A 20,330-nucleotide genomic window follows, 5' to 3' on the forward strand; every position below is an offset into this window, starting at 1 on the left:
GCCATTACTAATTGAAGTAATATCGCTTAAATCTCCAGACACGCTCACCTTGTAAATATTCTGATCATTTGCACCCATTTGTGAAGTCACTTTCACATTTTTACCCGCTTCAACCTCAGTTCTTGCCGATTTCAACTGTTTAACATTAACAGCGTCCGTATCTGCTACCCCTTTAGCCACATTACCCAGCACCATAGGAGCTTGATTCGCCAAATTCACTTTTTTTACCACTAATGGCTTAAGCGTAACACTACCATCTGGATTTTGTGTTTTAGTTGAGAATTTACCTCTAGCATTGACCACTGGAATTAACTTAATCGAACCATCTGCGGCAGGTTCTTCCAAATAGAAATTACCGCCCATATTGATAATCGATTTACCGTCTTCCGTAGCATACTCCATCGTCAAACCGCTGACACTCTGTGGTCCTGTTGCACCCGCTATTCCTTGCGGTCCTTGTGGATCCACTGGACCTTGCGGACCAGTCTGACCCGTTAAACCTTGCTTTCCTTTAGGACCTGCTGGGCCTGTATCGCCTTTCGGACTTGTTCGACCCGCAGGACCTGTCGGACCTGCTGGACCAGCTTCACCTCTTGGTCCCTGATCACCTTGTTCACCTTTATCACCCTTAGGTCCTGTTGCACCCGCTATTCCTTGCGCTCCTTGTGGATCCACTGGACCTTCCGGACCAGCAGTCTGACCCGTTAAACCTTGCTCTCTTTTAGGACCTGCTGGGCCTGTATCGCCTTTCGGACTTGTTGGACCCGCAGGACCTGTCGGGCCTGCTGGACCAGCTTCACCTCTTGGTCCCTGATCACCCTGTTCACCTTTATCACCCTTAGGTCCTGTTGCACCCGCTATTCCTTGCGCTCCTTGTGGACCCACTGGACCTTGCGGACCAACTGGACCCGCAGGACCTGTCTCTCCTCTTAGACCAGTATCCCCTTTCGGACCGCGCTCACCTGTTGCACCAGCAGGGCCCTGAGGACCTGCTGGACCTGCTGCACCTTGTAGTCCTGTTTCTCCTCGCTCACCCTGTTCACTTTTGTCACCCTTAGCACCTGCTGGACCTGTTGGACCCGCAGGACCTGTTGCACCCGCAGGACCTGCTGGACCCGCAGGACCTATTGCACCAGCAGGACCCGCAGGACCCATCGGACCTTGCAGACCAGTATCCCCTTTCGGACCTGGTTCACCTTTAGGACCCTTAGGTCCTGCTGGACCTGTTGGACCCGCAGGACCAACTGGACCTTGCTCACCTGCAGGACCTTGTTGACCCCGAGGACCTGCTGGGCCCGTAGGACCTGCTGGACCTACTGGACCCGGAGGACCCATCGGACCTTGCGGACCCGTATCACCTTTATCACCTGCTGGACCCGCAGGACCTGTTGCACCCGCAGGACCTATTGCACCAGCAGGACCCGCAGGACCCATCGGACCTTGCGGACCAACTGGACCCGTATCACCTTTATCACCCTTAGCACCTGCTGGACCTGTTTGTCCTGTTGGACCCTCAGGACCGCGCTCTCCCGCAGGACCAACTGGACCCGCTTTCCCTTGCGGTCCTTGTGGACCCATTGGACCTGGTGCTCCTGTTTCTCCTCGCTCACCCCGAGGACCTGCTGGACCAACTGCACCCGCAGGACCTACTGGTCCTTGTTCTCCTCGTTCACCTCTAGGACCCGCAGGACCGCGCTCACCTGGTGCACCATCTCTACCCTTGGCAATAGTATCCGACGAACCATCAGTATAAGTAATTTGCAAATCGCCATTACCTAAGGTTTCCGTTTTTTGAATTAACTTACCAATTATTGTAGAAATCGTAATATTTCCGCCCATTTGTTCTAATTTAATATTATTTCCGGCGGTAAAGGTTACAGTCCCACCCATTTTGATAAGATGTGGTGTTGCAAGAGGAGTAGCTTCACCTGCGCCTTTTGCAATCTCCAGTTTCCAGCCTGCATTATTTACAGCAGTGACTACATCACCAACAGTTGCAAGTCCTGCCGTCCCTACTGACAATCTGCCATCATTTGTAGAGCCAAACATACCTGAATTATCAACTGTAAAAGACGTGAATTTGTTATCAACATAACTTGTGCTAGCGGCTTCATCAATTTTTTGTTTAATATCCTTGGTTAATTTAACCGTAATCGTATCGTTGCTAGCTTCGGAAGTAAGACCATTATCGCCTGTTACTTTGAGCGTACCTCCCCATAAACCAACTTTTGGTGTACCTGTTTTAGTATTACCATCAATCTTCATGGTCAAGGATTGAAGCTGCGCCACGTTTACTGCATCAGTTAATTTTGTACCTGCCGCAACGTTGGTGATTTGGCGTTTGATTTTCTCATTACCCACAGAAACTGCACCGATAGTAATGCTATTATTAACACTTTGTGTTGATTTAAAACCATTGCTAACACTACTTGCTTCTGTTGTTACAGAATAGGATTGTCTCGCTCCATCTACACCCCCAGCCGTGTCTGCTGTCGAACCATAACCTAACGCCACGCCACCATCAACAAGAACAATTGAATTGTTACCAAGTGCGGTTGCTCTATTGTGTTGGCCGGTATTTGCCTGTTGACCCACAGCGACAGAACCTGTGCCATGTGCAGTAGCTAGATAGCCTAAAGATGCCGAACGACTGCCCGCTACAGAACTGCTACCGACAGCCACACCATATTCGCCATTTGAAGTACTTCTCGTACCGATTGCTACACCTTCTGTATGGGTTGCTTTTGAGACTGGACCTAAGGAGATAGATTCTGATGCTGCTGCACTTGCACTATGACCGATTGATATGGAACTATACCCACTCGCGTTGGTACTTTTCCCGATAGCAACAGATTGTATCAAATTTGCTACAGCACCTGAACCTATTGCAATTGCTTCACTCTGTGTCGCTTTGGCTCCTGCGCCTAAGGCGATAGATTTGAGTGGTATTGCTTTTGCATCATAACCTATCGCAATAGCAGTCCTACCACTAGCGTCTGAGAACTTACCAATAGTAATAGCACCAGGCCCAACCTGACTACCTTCACCAATACCAATAGAACCTTCGTCTATTTTTTCTCCAGACCCTTGACGAGAACCATCTACAATAATTTGTGCTGAACCTACTGGACTAAAAAATATACCTAGTAATACTAGACTTAAAAAACTTAATTTAAATTTATCTTGCTGTTTATCTAAAAAATAATGTGAGGTGCATAGTTGAGCTCTTTTATCCGTGTAAGTGGATGTTTTGGTATGAGATTTTACTAATTCAGATACAACAACCCAAGCCTGTTGAGCATGACTCCAAATAACTCTAAATATTTTATTCATAATAACTTTCCATAATAACTTTCTCTAACGCTTTTCCTAATAAAGCATCATAAACTTTTATTTACATTTTCAGGGTGTACAGATGCCCCCACTCCATTGTAAAAAAAAAACAACATTTACATAAAATAAAGAATAAAATAGATGCCGGTTCAATATTGGAGGTTGTTTCAAAAAGTGCCGCACCGCTTCCAGAGATTACGGCATCTTGTGGTGCAACAAAAGAGGCTTGTTGATGATCATCAATGACCAGCTCAGGCGCTTGAGGCGTTTCTTCAGAAGAAATGGACGGTTCTATTGTATTTTAAGGGGGGTAGTCAAGCGGAACGATGTGTAGGAGGGTAATAAAGTGGGTTTTAAGGCGAATTTTAATGGTGTGTAGGTAAGCCTTCATAGAGCTAATGATAGGTTTTACAATTTTAATGTTTAGAAAAGAGATAAATCATAGTATATAAGTCTTAGTTTTAGTTTGCTTCTTGATATTTTTATTACAATCATCAGAAAAAACTACTATCTAAAGTCAAAAAAACTGCGTAGAATATGGATAGATCAATTACGCAAACGATTACTTATAGGAGAAACCAATGTTAAGACGTGATATGAATATCGCAGATTATGATCCAGAATTATGGCAAGCTATTCAAGGCGAAAATCGTCGTCAAGAAGAGCATATTGAACTTATTGCTTCTGAAAACTATGCAAGTCCTCGTGTGATGGAAGCTCAGGGTTCACAATTTACCAACAAATACGCAGAAGGTTATCCTGGTAAACGTTATTATGGCGGCTGTGAATATGCAGATATTGTAGAGCAGTTAGCGATTGAACGTGCAAAAGAGTTATTCAATGCAGATTATGTGAACGTACAGCCGCACTCTGGTTCTCAAGCAAATGCAGCTGTGTATATGGCTCTATTAAATCCAGGTGATACTATTTTAGGGATGAGTTTGGCTCACGGTGGTCACTTAACTCATGGCGCATCTGTTAGTTTCTCTGGAAAAATCTATCATGCCGAACAATACGGCATTACATCAGAAGGCGTTATTGATTATGATGCTCTTCGTAAGCAAGCTCACGAAGTTAAGCCTAAAATGATTGTTGGCGGTTTCTCTGCCTATTCACAAGTAGTTGATTGGGCAAAAATGCGTGAAATTGCTGATGAAGTAGGGGCTTATTTATTTGTCGATATGGCTCATGTTGCAGGATTAATTGCTGCAGGCGTTTATCCAAGCCCATTACCTCATGCTCATATTGTAACAACAACTACACATAAAACTTTAGGTGGCCCTCGTGGTGGTTTAATTCTTTCAAGTGCAAAAGATGAAGAGTTATACCAAAAACTACAAAGTGCGGTTTTCCCTGCTAGTCAAGGTGGTCCATTAGTTCATGTAATAGCTGCCAAAGCGGTTTGCTTTAAAGAAGCGTTAGAATCTGAATATAAAGTTTATCAACAACAAGTGGTGAAAAATGCAAAAGCCATGGTGGAAGTATTTAAACAACGTGGCTATAACGTTGTTTCAAATGGTACAGAAAACCACTTATTCCTTGTTGATTTAGTGAGCCACGGTTTAACGGGTAAAGCGGCAGATACGGCTTTAGGTAAAGCAAATATTACTGTTAATAAAAATGCAGTACCGAACGATCCACAAAAACCATTCATTACTTCTGGTATTCGTGTTGGTACTCCATCTGTAACTCGTCGTGGTTTTAAAGAGGCTGAAGTACGGGAACTTGCAGGTTGGATGTGCGATGTATTAGATAACATCGGTAAGGATAACGAAGCTGCGGTAATTGAAGCGACTAAAGTGAAAGTTTTGGATATTTGTAAACGTCTACCTGTTTATCCATAAAATTAACAAAGAGATTTGTTGTGTTATCCTCTTGTCATTATTTGTTTTAGTTACAATATTGACAAGGGGATAATTTATTTGAGGATAACATATTGAATCCTTTAAATTTTATTATGAAAAACCATATCCTAACCATCAGTCAGCTCAATTACTCCGTTAAACAGATGCTTGAAGTCGAATTTGGCAGTGTTTGGCTTATCGGCGAGATTTCAAACTTTTCGCAACCTGTTTCTGGGCATTGGTATTTAACCCTGAAAGACGAACAAGCGCAGGTGCGTTGTGCAATGTTTCGTATGAAAAATATGCGAGTGAATTTCCGTCCGCAAAATGGAATGCAAGTATTGGTGAGAGCGAATGTTAGCCTGTATGAGCCACGAGGTGATTATCAAGTTATTATTGAAACAATGCAACCTGCTGGCGATGGCTTGTTACAACAGCAATTTGAACAGCTTAAAATGAAATTGGCTGGGTTAGGGTTATTTGCTCAAGAACATAAAAAGCCTATTCCTACGTTCGTTAAACGTGTTGGCATTGTAACTTCATCAAGTGGTGCGGCGTTGCAAGATATTTTGCATATTTTACAACGTCGCGACCCAACTCTTGAAATTGTGATTTATCCGACCTTAGTGCAAGGCAAAGAAGCGACAGCTGATATTGTGCAGATGATCGAGCTGGCGAACCGCCGTCAGGAATGTGATGTGCTGATTGTTGGGCGTGGCGGTGGCTCACTGGAAGATTTATGGTGCTTTAATGAAGAAGCGGTCGCTTGGGCGATTTATCACTCTCAGATCCCGATTATCAGTGCCGTTGGACACGAAACCGATGTAACTATTGCAGATTTTGTGGCAGATTTGCGTGCGCCAACGCCGTCGGCTGCGGCAGAGTTGGTCAGCCGTGATCAACAAGAGTTGTTACGACAGTTACAACATCACGCTGATAAAGTGAATTTAGCTTTTGATCGCTTATGGAGTGAAAAATTAGCCCGATTTGACCGCTTGCAACTTCGTTTGCAGGCTCAACACCCACAGCGTCAATTACAGCAACGTGTCCAACAGCTTTTGCACTTAGAAAAACAGCTGAAACAGCAGATGGAACAGCTATTGTTGCGTAAACAACAGCGTTGGAAAAATACGCTACAACGAATGGAACGAAATCCGCTTCCTTACCGTATTTCAGCCCAAACACAACATTTGCACAAGCTAGAGCAACGTTTAAGCTATGCCATTGAGAAGAATATCAGCCAACGTCGCCAGCAATTTCAAACCCTTTGCACGCAGTTAGACGGCTTAAGCCCGCTTGCTATTTTAGCAAGAGGCTACTCCGTAACACAAAACCAACAAGGCAAAGCACTGCTATCCACTCAGGATATTTCAATCGGTGAAACGATAGTCACTCGTTTAGCACAGGGAAATGTGGTAAGTCAGGTGGTGGGTATTCTCTAGAATGTATTAAGGGGAATACCATTCCCCCCAATCCTAATCTACAATTTCAACTTCAACATTACCACTTAGCCCTCGAAGTTGCGTGCCTTTTCTTGCTCGTTCGCCACGATAATGTTCAATATCTGTTGGTTTTAGCGTAATTTTACGTTTACCTGAAACGAAAACCAGCGAACTTGTTGGGTTGATTATAAGTAATCGAGAAAGTAGCTCTGCTCGTTCTTTCGCAGCTTGTGCAGAAATGTTGATGATCTTATTTCCCTTGCCTTTAGATAACTCAGGCAATTCAGAAACTGGGAAGACTAATACTCGCCCTGTATTGCTCATTGCCACTAACAGATTTTCTTCCCCCTCTTTTAACAACTGCGGTGGTAGCACTTTTGCATTTTCCGTTAAGGAAATAACCGCTTTCCCTGCCTTGTTGCGAGAAACCAGATCTTCAAATTGGCAAATAAAGCCATAGCCCGAATCCGAAGCCATTAGTACCTTACGACTTTCCTCAGCCATTAGCACACATTGCACCGTTGCCCCATCAGGTAAACTGATTTTGCCCGTAATAGGTTCACCTTGCGAACGAGCGGAAGGCAGGCTAAGAGGATCAAGAGCATAGCTACGCCCTGTGCTGTCAATAAAGACAACTGGCTGATTGCTCTTACCATAAGCGTGGGCAAGGTAGCTATCGCCAGCTTTGTAACTTAGGTTCTGCACATCAATATCGTGCCCTTTAGCACAACGTACCCAGCCTTTTTCGGAAAGAATTACCGTCACAGGCTCTGTTGGTGTTAAATCGCTTTCTGAAATCGCTTTCGCTTCAGCACGCTCCACAAGTGGTGAACGGCGAGGGCTGGCAAAGGCTTTGGCATCGGCTTCAATCTCTTTCTTAATCAAGTTATTTAAACGACGCTCTGAACCTAAGATCCCTTGCAAATGTTCCCGTTCTTCTTCAAGTTTCTGCTGTTCTGCTTTTAACTCGTGTTCTTCCAGTTTTGCCAAATGACGTAATCGTAAGTTTAGAATGGCTTCGGCTTGCTCATCGCTTAATTGAAAACGTGCAATTAATTCAGCTTTGGGATTATCTTCATTGCGAATAATCTCAATCACTTCATCAAGATTAAGGAACGCAATCATCAAGCCCTCTAAAATATGTAAACGGCTGATGATTTTATCCAAGCGGAAATTTAAACGACGTGTGACCGTTGTTCTACGGAATGCTAACCACTCAGTAAGAATGGTCAGTAAATTTTTCACCGCAGGTTTACCATCAAGCCCAATCATATTCATATTGATACGGTAGCTTTTTTCAAGATCAGTGGTAGCAAACAGATGATCCATTAAGCCATCATAATCAATACGGTTAGAACGTGGTTCTAGCACAATGCGGATAGGGTTTTCGTGATCAGACTCATCTCGAATATCATCAACCATCGGCAATTTTTTATTTCGCATTTGCGTGGCGATCTGTTCAATCACTTTAGATGGCGAGGCTTGGTGAGGTAAGGCATTGATAACAATATTATTCTCTTCTCGTTTCCATACCGCTCGCATTTTAATAGAGCCTCTACCTTGCTCATAAATCTTTGCAATTTCTGAGCGCGGTGTAATAATTTCAGCTTCTGTTGGGTAATCAGGGCCTTGAACCACGTCCAAAATATCGCTAAGACTAGCGGTTGGATTATCCAATAATTTTACTGAAGCTGCCGCTAACTCGTTAATATTATGAGGCGGAATATCTGTCGCCATACCAACAGCAATACCTGTTGTGCCATTTAACAAAATATGAGGTAAACGAGCTGGAAGATATTTAGGCTCTTCTAATGAACCATCAAAGTTTGGTTGATAATCAACCGTACCCTGTCCTAACTCCCCCAATAGAATTTCAGCCATTTTGGAGAGTTTTGATTCGGTATAACGCATTGCAGCAAAGGATTTAGGATCGTCTGGCGCTCCCCAGTTTCCTTGTCCATCAATTAATGGATAGCGATAAGAGAACGGCTGTGCCATCAAAACCATTGCTTCATAACAGGCACTATCACCGTGCGGGTGAAATTTACCTAGCACATCACCGACAGTACGTGCAGATTTTTTATATTTTGCTGCAGCATTTAAGCCAAGCTCAGACATCGCATAAATAATACGACGTTGCACAGGTTTTAGACCGTCGCCAATAAAAGGCAAAGCACGATCCATAATGACATACATTGAGTAATTGAGATAAGCGTCTTCCGTAAAACGCTTAATCGGCATTTGTTCAACGCCTTCGTAATTGATTTCAGTGGTCATTGGAATATAAATACTATTGAAAAATAAAAGAGCTTATCTTGACAATTCTCTCTTATTTGTAGAGAACTGTCTACTTAATTAGTAAAGTGTTGCACATGCGAGATGTTCAAGCTATTTTTGATAAAGAAGAGATATTCTCAACCAAAGCTCGTCGAACACAATTAAAGAAAAATATAAAACAAAAATCAATAGAAGATTATATTGATTCAAATACAGAAAAAGTAGAAAAAAATGTCACCACTTCAGAATCTACAGATATTGATGAAGTAAAAAAGAATGAATCTTCTGTATCTTCTACGGAAGTAGTTGAAAATACAACTTTGGTGTCAGATGTTGCTGCTCAGAGTAGTAGTGTTATTTCTAATTTAGCTTATCTCGGTGGAGGGATTTTAGGTGTTGGAGCGGTTGTAGCAGCAATAAGTCAAGGTGGAAAAGAAAAAGCTTCTCAGAATTTGGGATAGGGTCACTGGCGGTAATGACATCATTTTTGCTCAGTTGACTACTCATTTAGAATTGTCCGAAAAACACTTTGGTATTATTTGATGAGAAGTAAGGGGGAGACTGGATTAGAAAGCAGTCACCCCCTTTGATTTTTAGTAAATTAGGGGCATTTTTATATAAACTTAACCATCGCCCTGACCACAGCTTCTGGTTTTTCTGCGTGAACCCAATGGTCTGCACCGCTAACAATAAAGGATTTTGCTTGTGGGAATTGAGCTAAGATGGTTTGGGTGTCTTTTTCTTGTAAGTAATCCGATAACGCCCCTTTGATAAAGAGAGTAGGTTTATCCACAAAAACATTTTGCCAATCCATTAGATTGGGGTAGTTTTGTTTTAAACCCGATAGATTAAATTTAAAGAATTCTGGGCTTTGTGGATCGAATGATTTCAGCATAAATTGTTGTATGCCTTCATCTTGAATACCTTTTGCAATTGCTGTTTTGGCCTCTTGGCGGTTAGCTGGTTTGGTAGCTTTAACCGCAAAAAGTCCTGCAAAAATGTCGTCGTGGCGGTTGAGGTGATAAGCAACGGGGGCAATGTCAATGATGATTAGTTTTGCCACAAGCTCAGGGGCGATGTTGGCTAACATCATTGCTGTTTTTCCTCCCATTGAATGCCCAACGAGAATAACATTGTTAAGTTGTAAGTGGTTGAGTAGATCTCGCAGATCTTCTGCCATTAAGGTATAGTTCATTTCATCACTGTGGAAAGATTGCCCGTGATTGCGTAAGTCGATGCGGAGTAGATTAAACTGTTCCGCAAAGGCTCTGGCAACCACGCCTAAGTTATTCATATCACCAAATAAACCGTGAATAAAGACCATTGTTTGTGGTGATGAAGTCGCTGGGTTGGTTGCTGTTTGAAATTGGTGATGAAGAAACATTTTTTCCGCCATAATTTAATTAAAATTTATTCAATTATCGTGTTTAGATCCTGTTAAAAAGATCGGAAATGCGTATAATGCCTAGAATTTTCCAGTAATCAAGTTATTTAGGGGACAAGATGAAAACAATCGAAGTTGATGATGAATTATACCACTATATTGCAAGCAGAACTCAGGCTATTGGGGAAAGTGCGTCAGATATTTTACGTCGTTTACTCCGTTTACCAGCATCTCCCCAACCTTTTGTACTTGTGCAAGAGAATATGATCAATGAATTGAAAGATCTTGCAAAGCTGCCTAAGCAAAAGAAACAACTCCATCAACAAGATAAGGTGATTAAGCAAGTTGAATTTGTGTTGGCTTCGAGCCTTTTTAACAATGAAACAAAAGGCGTAAATCGCTTTTTACACTTGTTGTCTGCCTTGTATAAAGCAGATCCTGAGAGCTTTTCTCATGCGACGGAAAATGTGCAGGGCAGTGAGCGAATTTATTTTGCTCGTGATGAACAAACTATTCTTGCGACGGGCTCGAGTGTTAAAGCGAAGCAAATTCCAGAGTCGCCATTTTGGGTGATTACGAATAATAATACGGAACGAAAAGGGATTATTTTGTGTGCATTAATGAATGCAATGGAATTACCTGAAGAGTTAGTTGCTCGTATTAAAGCTCAATTCAATTAATCTATGTCAAGGGTAGTATTTCCGACATTCCCCACAATATATTGGGCAGAAAAACAGGCTCAAGATATTGCTATTGTTTGGGATAGAGGAAATGCTACCTTGTTTTCTTACTTACCCCGTCAAATTTCGTGGCAACAGTTGCAACTGTTGATTGAACAAGCGGTGAGATTGCTTGAGCAGTTAGCATTGCCGAATAGCTTGGTGGCTTATTCAGGTTCTCACCGTTTAATCGGTTTGCTCTGTTATTGTGCTGTGTTGGCAAGTGGAAGAAAGATCTTAACGCTTAATCCTGCAATGAGCGAGATCCAACGCCAACAGATATTGCAACAAAACCAAGTATCTATTTTGCTGACCGATCAGGATTTTTATTCTCTAGATAGGGGTTTTCAGTTATCTAGAAATCAAGACAATGGCTTATTTTCTTTCGATAAACCAGCCACTTTTACCCTTACGTCAGGTTCATCAGGCAATCCCAAAGCGGTAGTGCATTCTATTGCTCAACATCTTGCCAATGCAATCAGTGTCTGTGATTTTGTTCAATTTGATCGCCATTGTTCTTGGTTGTTAAGTTTGCCTCTTTTTCACGTTTCGGGGCAGGGGATTGTTTGGCGTTGGTTATCGCAAGGGGCAATCCTTTATCTGACGGAAGATAAAGCGGAATTTTGGCAAATGTTATCGCAAGTCAGCCACGCTTCTTTAGTACCAACACAATTACAGCGTTATTTAGCTTGGCTTGGTGAAAAGTTAGTATCACAGCATATTTTATTAGGTGGCTCGGCAATTCCGGCAGATTTAATTGAACAAGCTCAACAGCATCAGATCACAACTTATGCAGGCTATGGAATGACAGAAATGGCATCAACCATTTGTGCTGTTAAAAATGAGAGTGATAATGTTGGCAAACCGTTAGCAAATCGAGAAGCTACCCTCGTAGAGGGGGAAATTTGGGTAAAAGGGCAGAGCCTTGCGTTAGGCTATTGGCAACAAGGTAAAATTGTTGCCTTACACAATGCTCAAGGCTGGTTTGCGACAAAAGATAAAGGGCGTTGGAATAATGGCAAATTGGAAGTGCTAGGGCGATTAGATAATATGTTTATTTCGGGCGGGGAAAATATTCAGCCCGAAGAAGTGGAAAAGGTGCTACAAAAATATCCGCTTGTAAAACAAGTGTTTGTTGTGCCAGTTGCCGATCAAGAATTTGGCGAACGTCCTGTGGCGTTAGTGGCTTTTAGCGAACCTTTTTCAATACAAGCGGTCAATCTGTTGAAATCTTTTGCAATGCAACGATTAGAAAAATTCAAACAGCCGATTGCTTATTTCCCTTTGGAAGATGAGATAGGGCAATCAAATGGCATTAAGATGTCTAGAACCCATTTAAAAGCGTATATCGCCAACAAGTTGAGAGAAAAAAATGTGTAAAAAATCATTTTGGCTTGCGTTATGTTTATCTTTTTTCACGGCGACGGTTCAGTCTGCGGTGGAAGATTTTGTGTCTGCGGAAGATTTGAAAACGCAGTTAGAAGCAATAAAAACCAATCCTTCTGAGCAAACAACTGAACCGGTCAAAAACATTGAAGAAGCCTTGCTATTCATTGAGAAAACTAAAAATCAAAATAGTGAATTAGAGGCTTTAGAAAAAAAACTTACTAATGCAACTGCAACTTTAGATACTTATAAGAAAAATATCGACAAATTAACTAAGGAGTTAAACAGTGAAGTTGAAATTTCCAGTAAACTCAGTAATGAAGAGTTAGAAAAACGTTTAGACAATACCCGTCAAGAGTTAAACAATGTTCAATTGACCTTGAATGAAACAAACTCTAGTGCGGTAACTTATCGTACAGCCTCAGAACAAACACGAAAACAGATTACCGAAAATAATCAACAAGCGGATAAATTAACACGTTTAAAACACAATAACCAAGCAAGTAAATCGCTGATTGATAAATACAATGCGGAATTAAAATACCTAGAGGCAAGTAATAAATATAATCAATATTTAGCACAAAACATTGATCTGCTGATTTCGTTGAAAGAGGCGAAACGTAATGAATTAACGTTAAAACAGCAATTGTTACAGAAACAGCAGGCAACGTTACAGGAAGTCTTAAATGCCAAGCGTTTAAAAGAGTTTGAGGCTCAAGCAAAACAGGCTGAAGAACTAAAAGCTAACAATAAAGTTGAAAATCCGATTATTCACGATGAGCTTTCATTAAACACCGATTTAAGTCAATTTTTGGTTGAACAGACACAAAAAACCAATACGTTGTCACGGGATAGCCTGCGTGCTAAAAATGTACTAGACAGTTTGATACAAACCCAGCGAAACATTGAAGAGCAGATCAGTGCATTACAAGGTACTTTGGTGCTATCTCGTATTATTAATCAGCAAAAACAATCTTTGCCAACAGATAGCTTAATTAAAGGGCTTTCCAAAGATATTGCAAATTTACGGGTAGAAATTTTTGATTTATCGCAAAAACGTGATGAACTCTATAACCTTAATAGCGTTATCGAAAAATTAGAAACGACCCACAAAACCTTATTTGATGATGCGGAACGCAAAACCTTAACAGACATCTTAAAAGAGCGTGAAAAAATTTTAGCGGACTTAATTAAAACGCTTAATATACAGCTTAATTTGTCTAATGAGATTGAGCAAACACAAAAGCAGATTATCACCATCAGTGATACCTTGCAAAATCAGCTACAACAACAAAGTTTTTGGGTTCAAAGTAATAACCCGATTGATTTAACTTGGTTAGAAACCTTTCCAAAACAAGCAATTGCTGAGATTTCAACATTAACGGACTATCTTGGCTTTGAAAATTTGGGGCAGAACTTGCCTTCAACCCTAACTTTTATTGCGATTTTGTTATCCCTTTATGGCTTAATTATTTGGAAAAAAACAGACATAAAACACCGCTTGGCAACCATTGGTGGCCATGTTAATACCCTAAAAAATGATAGCCATTGGCATACGCCAGAAGCGATGTTTTGGACGATAGTATTAGCCTTACCAAGCGGTTTGATGTTTTTGACCCTTGCAACTGTGGCACTTTACCTATTTGTGCCTGATCCATTATTAGCTTCAACTTGGGTAACCGAAGCCTTTGAATATTGGTTATTTTTTGCTACCGTTTTATCACTATTGCGACCAAATGGGTTAGCTTATCGCCATTTCGGTATGCCACAAGCAAGTAACGAAATTTTCCAACGCATTATTAAGCAGTCTGTGTGGATTGTGGTGTTGCTCTTAGTTTCCTCGATTTTCTCTCAAATTGAGGTGGTCGGGTTTACTAATGATGTGATCGGTCAAGTCGTGACGATAGTTGCTTTAGCTTTGTGTACTTTTGTTGTACGCCCTCTATTAGATCGGGGTATTCAAGAGTATGAAAATGCTAAAACGGAAGATGGTAAAAAACGCAGTGTCAGCCTGTTTAAACTCTTGCGTTTTGTGCTGTTTATCGTACCGCTTACCTTGATTGTGCTGATTGTATTAGGTTACTACTACACGGCAGTTTATTTAATCGACCACATTATTACGACCTATTTAGTCGCATTAGTTTGGGTATTTGGACGCTACTTTGCTTATCGTTCTTTAACTATTTCTTCACGTCGAATGGCATACCGTCGCTTACAGAAAAAACGGGAAAAAATCAGAGAACAAAATTTAGAACGTTTAGAGCAGGGGGCTAAAGAGGAAGCCAGAGAGAAACCAGAGGAAATCATCAAGATTTCAACGGTTAATGAGCAGATTTTCCGTTTAGCTGATTTAATCGGCTGGGTGATTTTATTCGTATCGCTTTATGCGATTTGGTCAGATTTAATCAGTATTGCTTATTATCTCAATAATGTGATTTTATGGGAAAACATCGAAACTACCTCTAAAGGTACAGTGGTAGAGTCCATCACCTTATTGAATATTTTACGTTCGATACTTTATATTACCGTCACCTATGTGCTGGTGAAAAACCTGAAAGGGATTTTAGAAGTGACCTTCTTCTCACGGATTAAACTATCCAAAGGGACACCGCATACGATCACTGCGGTAATGACCTATCTGATGGTTACTTTCGGTAGTATTTCTGCCTTTACCGCTCTTGGCATTTCGTGGAGCAAAATCCAGTGGATTTTCACCGCATTATCTGTGGGTCTTGGTTTCGGGGTGCGTGAAATTTTCGGTAGTTTCGTATCGGGTACCATTTTATTATTTGAACGTCCAATTCGCGTTGGTGATAAAGTAACGGTTGGCAATTTTACAGGGGTGATCAGCCGTATTCGCCTACGTTCAACAACTTTGATTGATGATGATAACAAAGAAGTGGTACTACCAAACCAAGCCTTTGTGACAGATAGATTTATTAACTGGACCTTTAATAACACCGTCACACGCTTACAGTTTATTTTGAAAATCAGCACCGAAGCAGATTTATCACTGGTTCGTCGCTTGCTAAACCAAGCTGCAAGCGAAGCGCCCAAAGTAATGGTGGAACCATCGCCAAGTATTAATTTACAAAGTTTTGGTGATGGCTGGATCGAACACGAATTTACCGTATTTGTACCAGAATTAGACGACCGTGCCGCAACACGCAATTTCCTCTATCAGCGGATCACAGAACTCTTTAACCAACACCAAATTAAAATGACCTTCAATCAAATGGAAGTGCATTTAAAAAATGGTATAAATAGCGACATCAAATGATTTGTAGGGTGGGGTTTTAACCCACCATTTTAAAACCTATTGATTTTATACCCAACAATAAAAATAAGGAAAACAAATGGCAGGCAACAGCATTGGACAACTTTTTAAAGTCACCACATTCGGAGAATCACACGGCATTGCATTAGGTTGCATTGTAGATGGCGTTCCCCCTAATATGGAACTCAGCGAAGCCGATTTACAACCCGATTTAGATCGCCGTAAACCTGGCACTTCTCGCTATACCACACCCCGTCGAGAAGATGATGAAGTCCAAATCTTATCGGGCGTATTTGAAGGCAAAACCACAGGTACAAGTATCGGCTTAATCATCAAAAATGGCGATCAACGTTCCAAAGATTACGGCGATATAATGGACAAATTCCGCCCAGGACACGCCGATTATACCTACCAACAAAAATACGGTATTCGTGATTACCGTGGTGGCGGACGATCTTCTGCCAGAGAAACCGCAATGCGTGTAGCGGCAGGGGCAATAGCGAAAAAATATTTAAAAGAGCAGTTTGGCGTAGAAATTCGAGGCTACTTATCACAAATAGGCTCAGTCAAAATCGACCCACAAACTGTTGCAAATATCGAACAGATTGATTGGCAACAAGTTAATAGTAACCCGTTTTTCTGCCCAGATCCTGTGGCAGTGGAACAATTTGACGAATTAATCCGAGAGCTGAAAAAAGAGGGTAACTCTATTGGGGCAAAATTAACCGTGATTGCAGAAAATGTCCCAGTTGGTTTAGGTGAACCCGTATTTGACCGCTTGGACGCAGATCTAGCTCACGCCTTAATGTCGATCAATGCAGTCAAAGGTGTTGAAATTGGTGATGGTTTTGCAGTCGTTGAACAGAAGGGTAGTGAACATCGTGACGAAATGACTCCAGAAGGTTTCTGCTCAAACCACTCAGGTGGCATTTTAGGTGGAATTAGCTCAGGTCAGCCAATCATCGCTCATATTGCCCTAAAACCTACTTCAAGTATTACCGTACCTGGAAAAAGTGTGAATGTACATAATGAACCCGTCGAAGTAGTCACCAAAGGGCGACACGACCCTTGCGTTGGTATCCGTGCTGTGCCGATTGCAGAAGCAATGATGGCAATTGTGGTGTTAGATCATCTATTGCGATTTAAGGCACAGTGTCGTTAATTGTTAAATCAAGAACGCCACATTTGGCGTTCTCATATACTCTTATTTGTCCTTTATCCAATTACAATCATTTAAAATCATTTTTTCGATCTACGTCGAAAAAATAAAAATTTATCCTTTTGCTTTATTATGAATAGGGAATAATTATTACAGTGTTTTATCTTTTGTGTGATATGATTATATCACGCTCTTTGAAGGGAGCTGTAATGATTAAGAGTTTTAAACATAAGGGGCTAGAGCAATATTTCCGACAAGGTATAACGCGAGGGCTACGGATAGATCACATTAAGAAAATCAATGGTATTTTAGATGTGATAGATCGGGCAAAAGTTGTTGATGAATTTCTTCCTTTTTATCAATGCCATAAATTAAGAGGCGATAGGGAAGGCATTTGGTCAATGACTGTGTCGGGCAACTGGCGGATTACTTTTGAATTTATTGACGGCGATGCTTATGTTTTGAATTATGAAGATTATCACTAGGAGATAATATGAGCGAAAGAAAACCCTCTCACCCAGGGGAAATTTTATTAACAGGATTTATTGAACCTAACAATATTAAAATCAAAGCGTTAGCGGAACATTTGGGCTTTTCTCGTGAAACACTTTCTCGAGTATTACACGGTAAAACTCCGATGACGGCAAATTTAGCTATTGCTTTGGAAGAAGCGGGGATCAGCTCGGCTAGATTATGGCTAAGTTTACAAGCCGCTTATGATGTTTGGGAATTAAAACAGCGCCGCACAAATCCTATTCATCCTTTTATTTTTGGTGAATTGGTTGGTTAAAACCCACCCTACGTTTTACACCTCTACAATCCCCTTTAATAAACAGCCCTCATAAATGCCTAATTTAATTGCAATAGAAGGAATGAGAGGGCTGTCCCAATCGTATTGGCTGGTGACAATATCAATTCGTAGTTCATTAAGAAGCAAGTTTTGCTGTAGTTTGGTTTGCAGTTGTTCAAAAAGTGGTTTTTTAATGCGTAATAGCGGTGAGTTCAACATAATTTTTTCCGTAGAAAATATGTTGATTAGGTTCATCAGCATATAAGCAAGGTTGTCGGTAAGATGCGATAAAATCTGCATTGCTTGAGGGTTTTCGGCTTCTACTTGTTCGCAGAAGTAGTTGATTTTATCTTCAAGGCAAGTGTGTTGGTGGTCAAAATAGCGGTCGATCAAGTTGGCTAGTGCAGGGAAAGTCACTTGATTGGTGAGTTGATAACGTTCGATTTCTGTCTGTTGTTCAGCAATTTCATCACTAAGTGGACTGAATTTTGGCATTATCATTTTATCAACATTCATTCGTTTATGTTCGTCTTGATGGAGTAATGCCCCTTTGAGTAATACACTTAAATTCACTTGATCATCAAGCTGTAAGAAAATAACGTTGTCATTGGCAATTAAACTTCCTAAGGTTGCTTCCGCTAGAAGCCAGAGTTGAAAATGCTCGTTGAGTAAAATCGGTTGATTAAAGTGACGATGCAATGTTTCAACGAGAGGGCAGGTGAGGGGCTGTTGCCCTAATTGCGTGATAATCGTTTTTGTGCGGTCAATTTTCCCCACTACGCTGATAGAAATGGCAAGCAAAGCTTCGTTGGTAAGCGGTGTGTTGAGGGAAAAAGTTTGTATGCAGTTCAGGATATGCTGATCTAAGCTAAGATATTCGTCGGAAGTCAGGCTATAATGTTGTTGGTAAATGAGCTTGCCACTCAAATCGCAAAGTGCGATAGAGAGTTTTTGTGGTGCAAGGGTTAAGCAGAGATAACGCCAGTGGAACGGGGAAACCGACAGCCCTACGGCAGGTCTGCCCCTTGAGGGTAAATTTTGTGAGGTTCTTTCTAAAATCAGTTTATGGTCAATGAGTATTTTCGTCAGCACTGTCATTGATGCAGGGGCAAATCCTGATAATTTCGCTAAGTCAGTACGAGAAATCAGCTCAAATTGTTCAACTAAGCGGTAAACCGTGCCGAGATGTTGATATTTATAATCCGAAGAGGTGATTTTCATAGCTATAATCCTTACAATCTTTTTACTCCCTAAGTCGTTACTTTATTGTGCTATTTTTATAATGTGTCTGGCAAATTGTTTCCTTCAATTATGAGAGTGATGTCACAAAATTATTTTATTTTTTAAAATAAATGATGGAAAATTATGCTAACTCGTGGAAAGTATTAGAAAAAATGAATAAGTATATAGAATATCAGTGGGTTGATGATAATCCTAGTTTGGCTCAGATGTGTCTGCAGGTTGCAGAACAATCGGTGATTGCGTTAGATACTGAGTTTGTTCGTACTCGAACTTATTATCCGAAGTTGGGGTTAATTCAGCTTTTTGATGGTAAGCAGGTGTATTTGATTGATCCGTTAAGTATTACGGATTTTTCCTCTTTTACTGCGTTGTTAACAAATGAAAATGTGCTTAAGGTACTTCACGCTTGTAGTGAAGATTTGGAAGTTTTTCAACACTATTTCAAACAGTTACCGCAACCAATGTTAGATACGCAGGTGATGGCAGGGTTTGTGGGGATAGGTATTTCAATTGGCTTTGCCAAACTTGCGTTGCATTATCTTGAGGTTGAATTGGATAAAGGGGCTTCTCGCACAGATTGGTTGAGCCGTCCTTTGAGTGAGATACAACTTCAATATGCCTGTGCAGATGTGTGGTATTTGTTGACGATTTATCACAAATTGGCGGAAGATTTAGCAAAAACACCGTGGCAAACTGCCGTCGTAGAAGAGTGTGCAACTTTGTTAGCTAAACGGCAGATCGTAGAAGATCCGAATAAAGCCTATAAGGAAATCAGTAATGCGTGGCAACTTAACCAACAAGAGCTGGCAATTTTGCAGATATTAGCTAAGTGGCGGATAGAAGAAGCAGAAAAACGTGATTTGGCATTAAATTTTATTATTAAAGAGCAGAGTTTGTTACAAATTGCTAAATTACAACCGAAACATACTTCAATCTTGTTGGAATTTATGCACCCAAATGAAGTGCGTATTCACGGTAAGAAAATTTTGTGGTTAGTCGAGCTGGGTAAGCAAATTTTGCCAGAGAACTATCCGCCTGTTATTCGTCGTTTGGTTGATGAGGCTGGCTACAAAACTACTTTCAAACGTTTGCAAAAGCGTCTTGCGGAAGTTTGTCCTGAAAATTTGGCGATTGAGTTGTTGGCGAGTAAGCGTCAATTAAATCAGTTGTTTAAATGGTATAGAAATGGGCAGGATAGGCAAAAGTTACCTGAGTTATTGTGTGGGTGGAGAGAGCAATTTGGTAATAAATTATTGACAGAAATTGATCTAAGTAAATAAAAACATAAAGAAATGTTTTGTGATGTAAAGTTGCTACATTTTTACTAAATGAAGGAGCCTCTCCCACAATTTGTGTAAATACCTGTTTCTGAGATAATACATTCAGACACAGGTATTTTATTATGAACGAAAAACAACTTCACGCCTTGGCAGCGGAATTTGCCAAAAACCTAAAAGTGACCGTGACGGCACCTTTG

Annotated in this window: 14 protein-coding genes; 10 read left to right on the plus strand and 4 right to left on the minus strand. The window is 41.0% G+C overall.

The genetic code is table 11. From position 1 onward, the window contains the following. Positions 1-3,333, minus strand: a 3,333-nt coding sequence (locus tag B0183_RS13020; RefSeq protein WP_078208572.1) for an ESPR-type extended signal peptide-containing protein, incomplete at its 3' end; no start/stop codon positions are given. Positions 3,334-3,914: 581 nt separating this feature from the next. Here B0183_RS13020 and glyA point away from each other — a divergent pair. Continuing rightward, positions 3,915-5,177, plus strand: a complete 1,263-nt coding sequence (gene glyA, locus B0183_RS07125; RefSeq protein ID WP_078208573.1) for a serine hydroxymethyltransferase — start codon at positions 3,915-3,917, stop codon at positions 5,175-5,177. A gap of 113 nt (positions 5,178-5,290) precedes the next feature. Next, positions 5,291-6,619, plus strand: coding sequence for an exodeoxyribonuclease VII large subunit (gene xseA / locus B0183_RS07130; protein WP_035523227.1), 1,329 nt, complete (start codon positions 5,291-5,293; stop codon positions 6,617-6,619). 33 nt (positions 6,620-6,652) lie between these two features. Here xseA and parC read toward each other — a convergent pair whose 3' ends face one another. Then, the gene (gene parC, locus B0183_RS07135; RefSeq protein ID WP_078208574.1) at positions 6,653-8,896 is read right to left on the minus strand and encodes a DNA topoisomerase IV subunit A; all 2,244 of its coding nucleotides are present in this window, start codon (positions 8,894-8,896) and stop codon (positions 6,653-6,655) included. 95 nt (positions 8,897-8,991) lie between these two features. Between parC and B0183_RS07140 the strand changes: the two genes are divergently transcribed. After that, positions 8,992-9,357 (plus strand): hypothetical protein, encoded by a 366-nt coding sequence (locus B0183_RS07140; protein ID WP_078208575.1) that lies wholly within the window; start codon positions 8,992-8,994, stop codon positions 9,355-9,357. Positions 9,358-9,509: 152 nt separating this feature from the next. Here B0183_RS07140 and B0183_RS07145 read toward each other — a convergent pair whose 3' ends face one another. Continuing rightward, entirely contained in the window at positions 9,510-10,292 is a 783-nt protein-coding gene (locus tag B0183_RS07145) for an alpha/beta fold hydrolase (RefSeq protein WP_021113529.1), read from the minus strand. A 107-nt stretch (positions 10,293-10,399) separates the two neighbouring features. On the opposite strand from B0183_RS07145, the gene seqA reads away from it, so the two are divergent. From seqA to B0183_RS07175, 6 genes are all read left to right on the plus strand, one after another. Beyond that, a complete protein-coding gene (gene seqA / locus B0183_RS07150) occupies positions 10,400-10,960 on the plus strand; it encodes a replication initiation negative regulator SeqA (RefSeq protein WP_021118339.1) in 561 nt (186 codons plus the stop codon). Between the two features lie 3 nt (positions 10,961-10,963). Continuing rightward, on the plus strand, positions 10,964-12,379 hold the full coding sequence (menE, locus tag B0183_RS07155) for an o-succinylbenzoate--CoA ligase (RefSeq protein ID WP_026916469.1): 1,416 nt from the start codon (positions 10,964-10,966) through the stop codon (positions 12,377-12,379). Beyond that, positions 12,372-15,665, plus strand: a complete 3,294-nt coding sequence (gene mscK / locus B0183_RS07160; protein ID WP_044008992.1) for a mechanosensitive channel MscK — start codon at positions 12,372-12,374, stop codon at positions 15,663-15,665. Before menE ends, mscK begins: the two co-directional genes overlap by 8 nt. A 76-nt stretch (positions 15,666-15,741) precedes the next feature. Continuing rightward, positions 15,742-16,824 carry a chorismate synthase gene (aroC, locus tag B0183_RS07165; RefSeq protein ID WP_016527958.1) on the plus strand — a complete coding sequence of 361 codons (1,083 nt, stop codon included), beginning with the start codon at positions 15,742-15,744 and terminating at the stop codon, positions 16,822-16,824. A 206-nt stretch (positions 16,825-17,030) separates the two neighbouring features. Next, positions 17,031-17,306, plus strand: a complete 276-nt coding sequence (locus B0183_RS07170) for a type II toxin-antitoxin system RelE/ParE family toxin (protein ID WP_012621710.1) — start codon at positions 17,031-17,033, stop codon at positions 17,304-17,306. An 8-nt stretch (positions 17,307-17,314) separates the two neighbouring features. After that, positions 17,315-17,611, plus strand: a complete 297-nt coding sequence (locus B0183_RS07175) for a HigA family addiction module antitoxin (RefSeq protein ID WP_005712590.1) — start codon at positions 17,315-17,317, stop codon at positions 17,609-17,611. A 15-nt stretch (positions 17,612-17,626) separates the two neighbouring features. Here the strand turns inward: B0183_RS07175 and B0183_RS07180 are convergent, their stop codons facing one another. Continuing rightward, entirely contained in the window at positions 17,627-18,832 is a 1,206-nt protein-coding gene (locus B0183_RS07180; protein ID WP_012621711.1) for an ROK family protein, read from the minus strand. Between the two features lie 173 nt (positions 18,833-19,005). On the opposite strand from B0183_RS07180, the gene rnd reads away from it, so the two are divergent. Next, entirely contained in the window at positions 19,006-20,133 is a 1,128-nt protein-coding gene (rnd, locus tag B0183_RS07185) for a ribonuclease D (RefSeq protein WP_078208576.1), read from the plus strand. Positions 20,134-20,330: the final 197 nt, after the last annotated feature.

This window comes from Glaesserella parasuis (genome assembly GCF_002015085.1).
Lineage (GTDB): Bacteria > Pseudomonadota > Gammaproteobacteria > Enterobacterales > Pasteurellaceae > Glaesserella > Glaesserella parasuis.

Bases quoted from the DNA above. Each gene is read 5' to 3' on its own strand.
- seqA (WP_021118339.1), top strand. From the start codon at position 10,400: ATGAAAACAATCGAAGTTGATGATGAATTATACCACTATATTGCAAGC.
- rnd (WP_078208576.1), top strand. From the start codon at position 19,006: ATGAATAAGTATATAGAATATCAGTGGGTTGATGATAATCCTAGTTTG.
- B0183_RS07145 (WP_021113529.1), bottom strand. From the start codon at position 10,292: ATGGCGGAAAAAATGTTTCTTCATCACCAATTTCAAACAGCAACCAAC.
- aroC (WP_016527958.1), top strand. From the start codon at position 15,742: ATGGCAGGCAACAGCATTGGACAACTTTTTAAAGTCACCACATTCGGA.
- parC (WP_078208574.1), bottom strand. From the start codon at position 8,896: ATGACCACTGAAATCAATTACGAAGGCGTTGAACAAATGCCGATTAAG.
- B0183_RS07140 (WP_078208575.1), top strand. From the start codon at position 8,992: ATGCGAGATGTTCAAGCTATTTTTGATAAAGAAGAGATATTCTCAACC.
- glyA (WP_078208573.1), top strand. From the start codon at position 3,915: ATGTTAAGACGTGATATGAATATCGCAGATTATGATCCAGAATTATGG.
- B0183_RS07180 (WP_012621711.1), bottom strand. From the start codon at position 18,832: ATGAAAATCACCTCTTCGGATTATAAATATCAACATCTCGGCACGGTT.
- B0183_RS07175 (WP_005712590.1), top strand. From the start codon at position 17,315: ATGAGCGAAAGAAAACCCTCTCACCCAGGGGAAATTTTATTAACAGGA.
- B0183_RS07170 (WP_012621710.1), top strand. From the start codon at position 17,031: ATGATTAAGAGTTTTAAACATAAGGGGCTAGAGCAATATTTCCGACAA.
- menE (WP_026916469.1), top strand. From the start codon at position 10,964: ATGTCAAGGGTAGTATTTCCGACATTCCCCACAATATATTGGGCAGAA.
- mscK (WP_044008992.1), top strand. From the start codon at position 12,372: ATGTGTAAAAAATCATTTTGGCTTGCGTTATGTTTATCTTTTTTCACG.
- xseA (WP_035523227.1), top strand. From the start codon at position 5,291: ATGAAAAACCATATCCTAACCATCAGTCAGCTCAATTACTCCGTTAAA.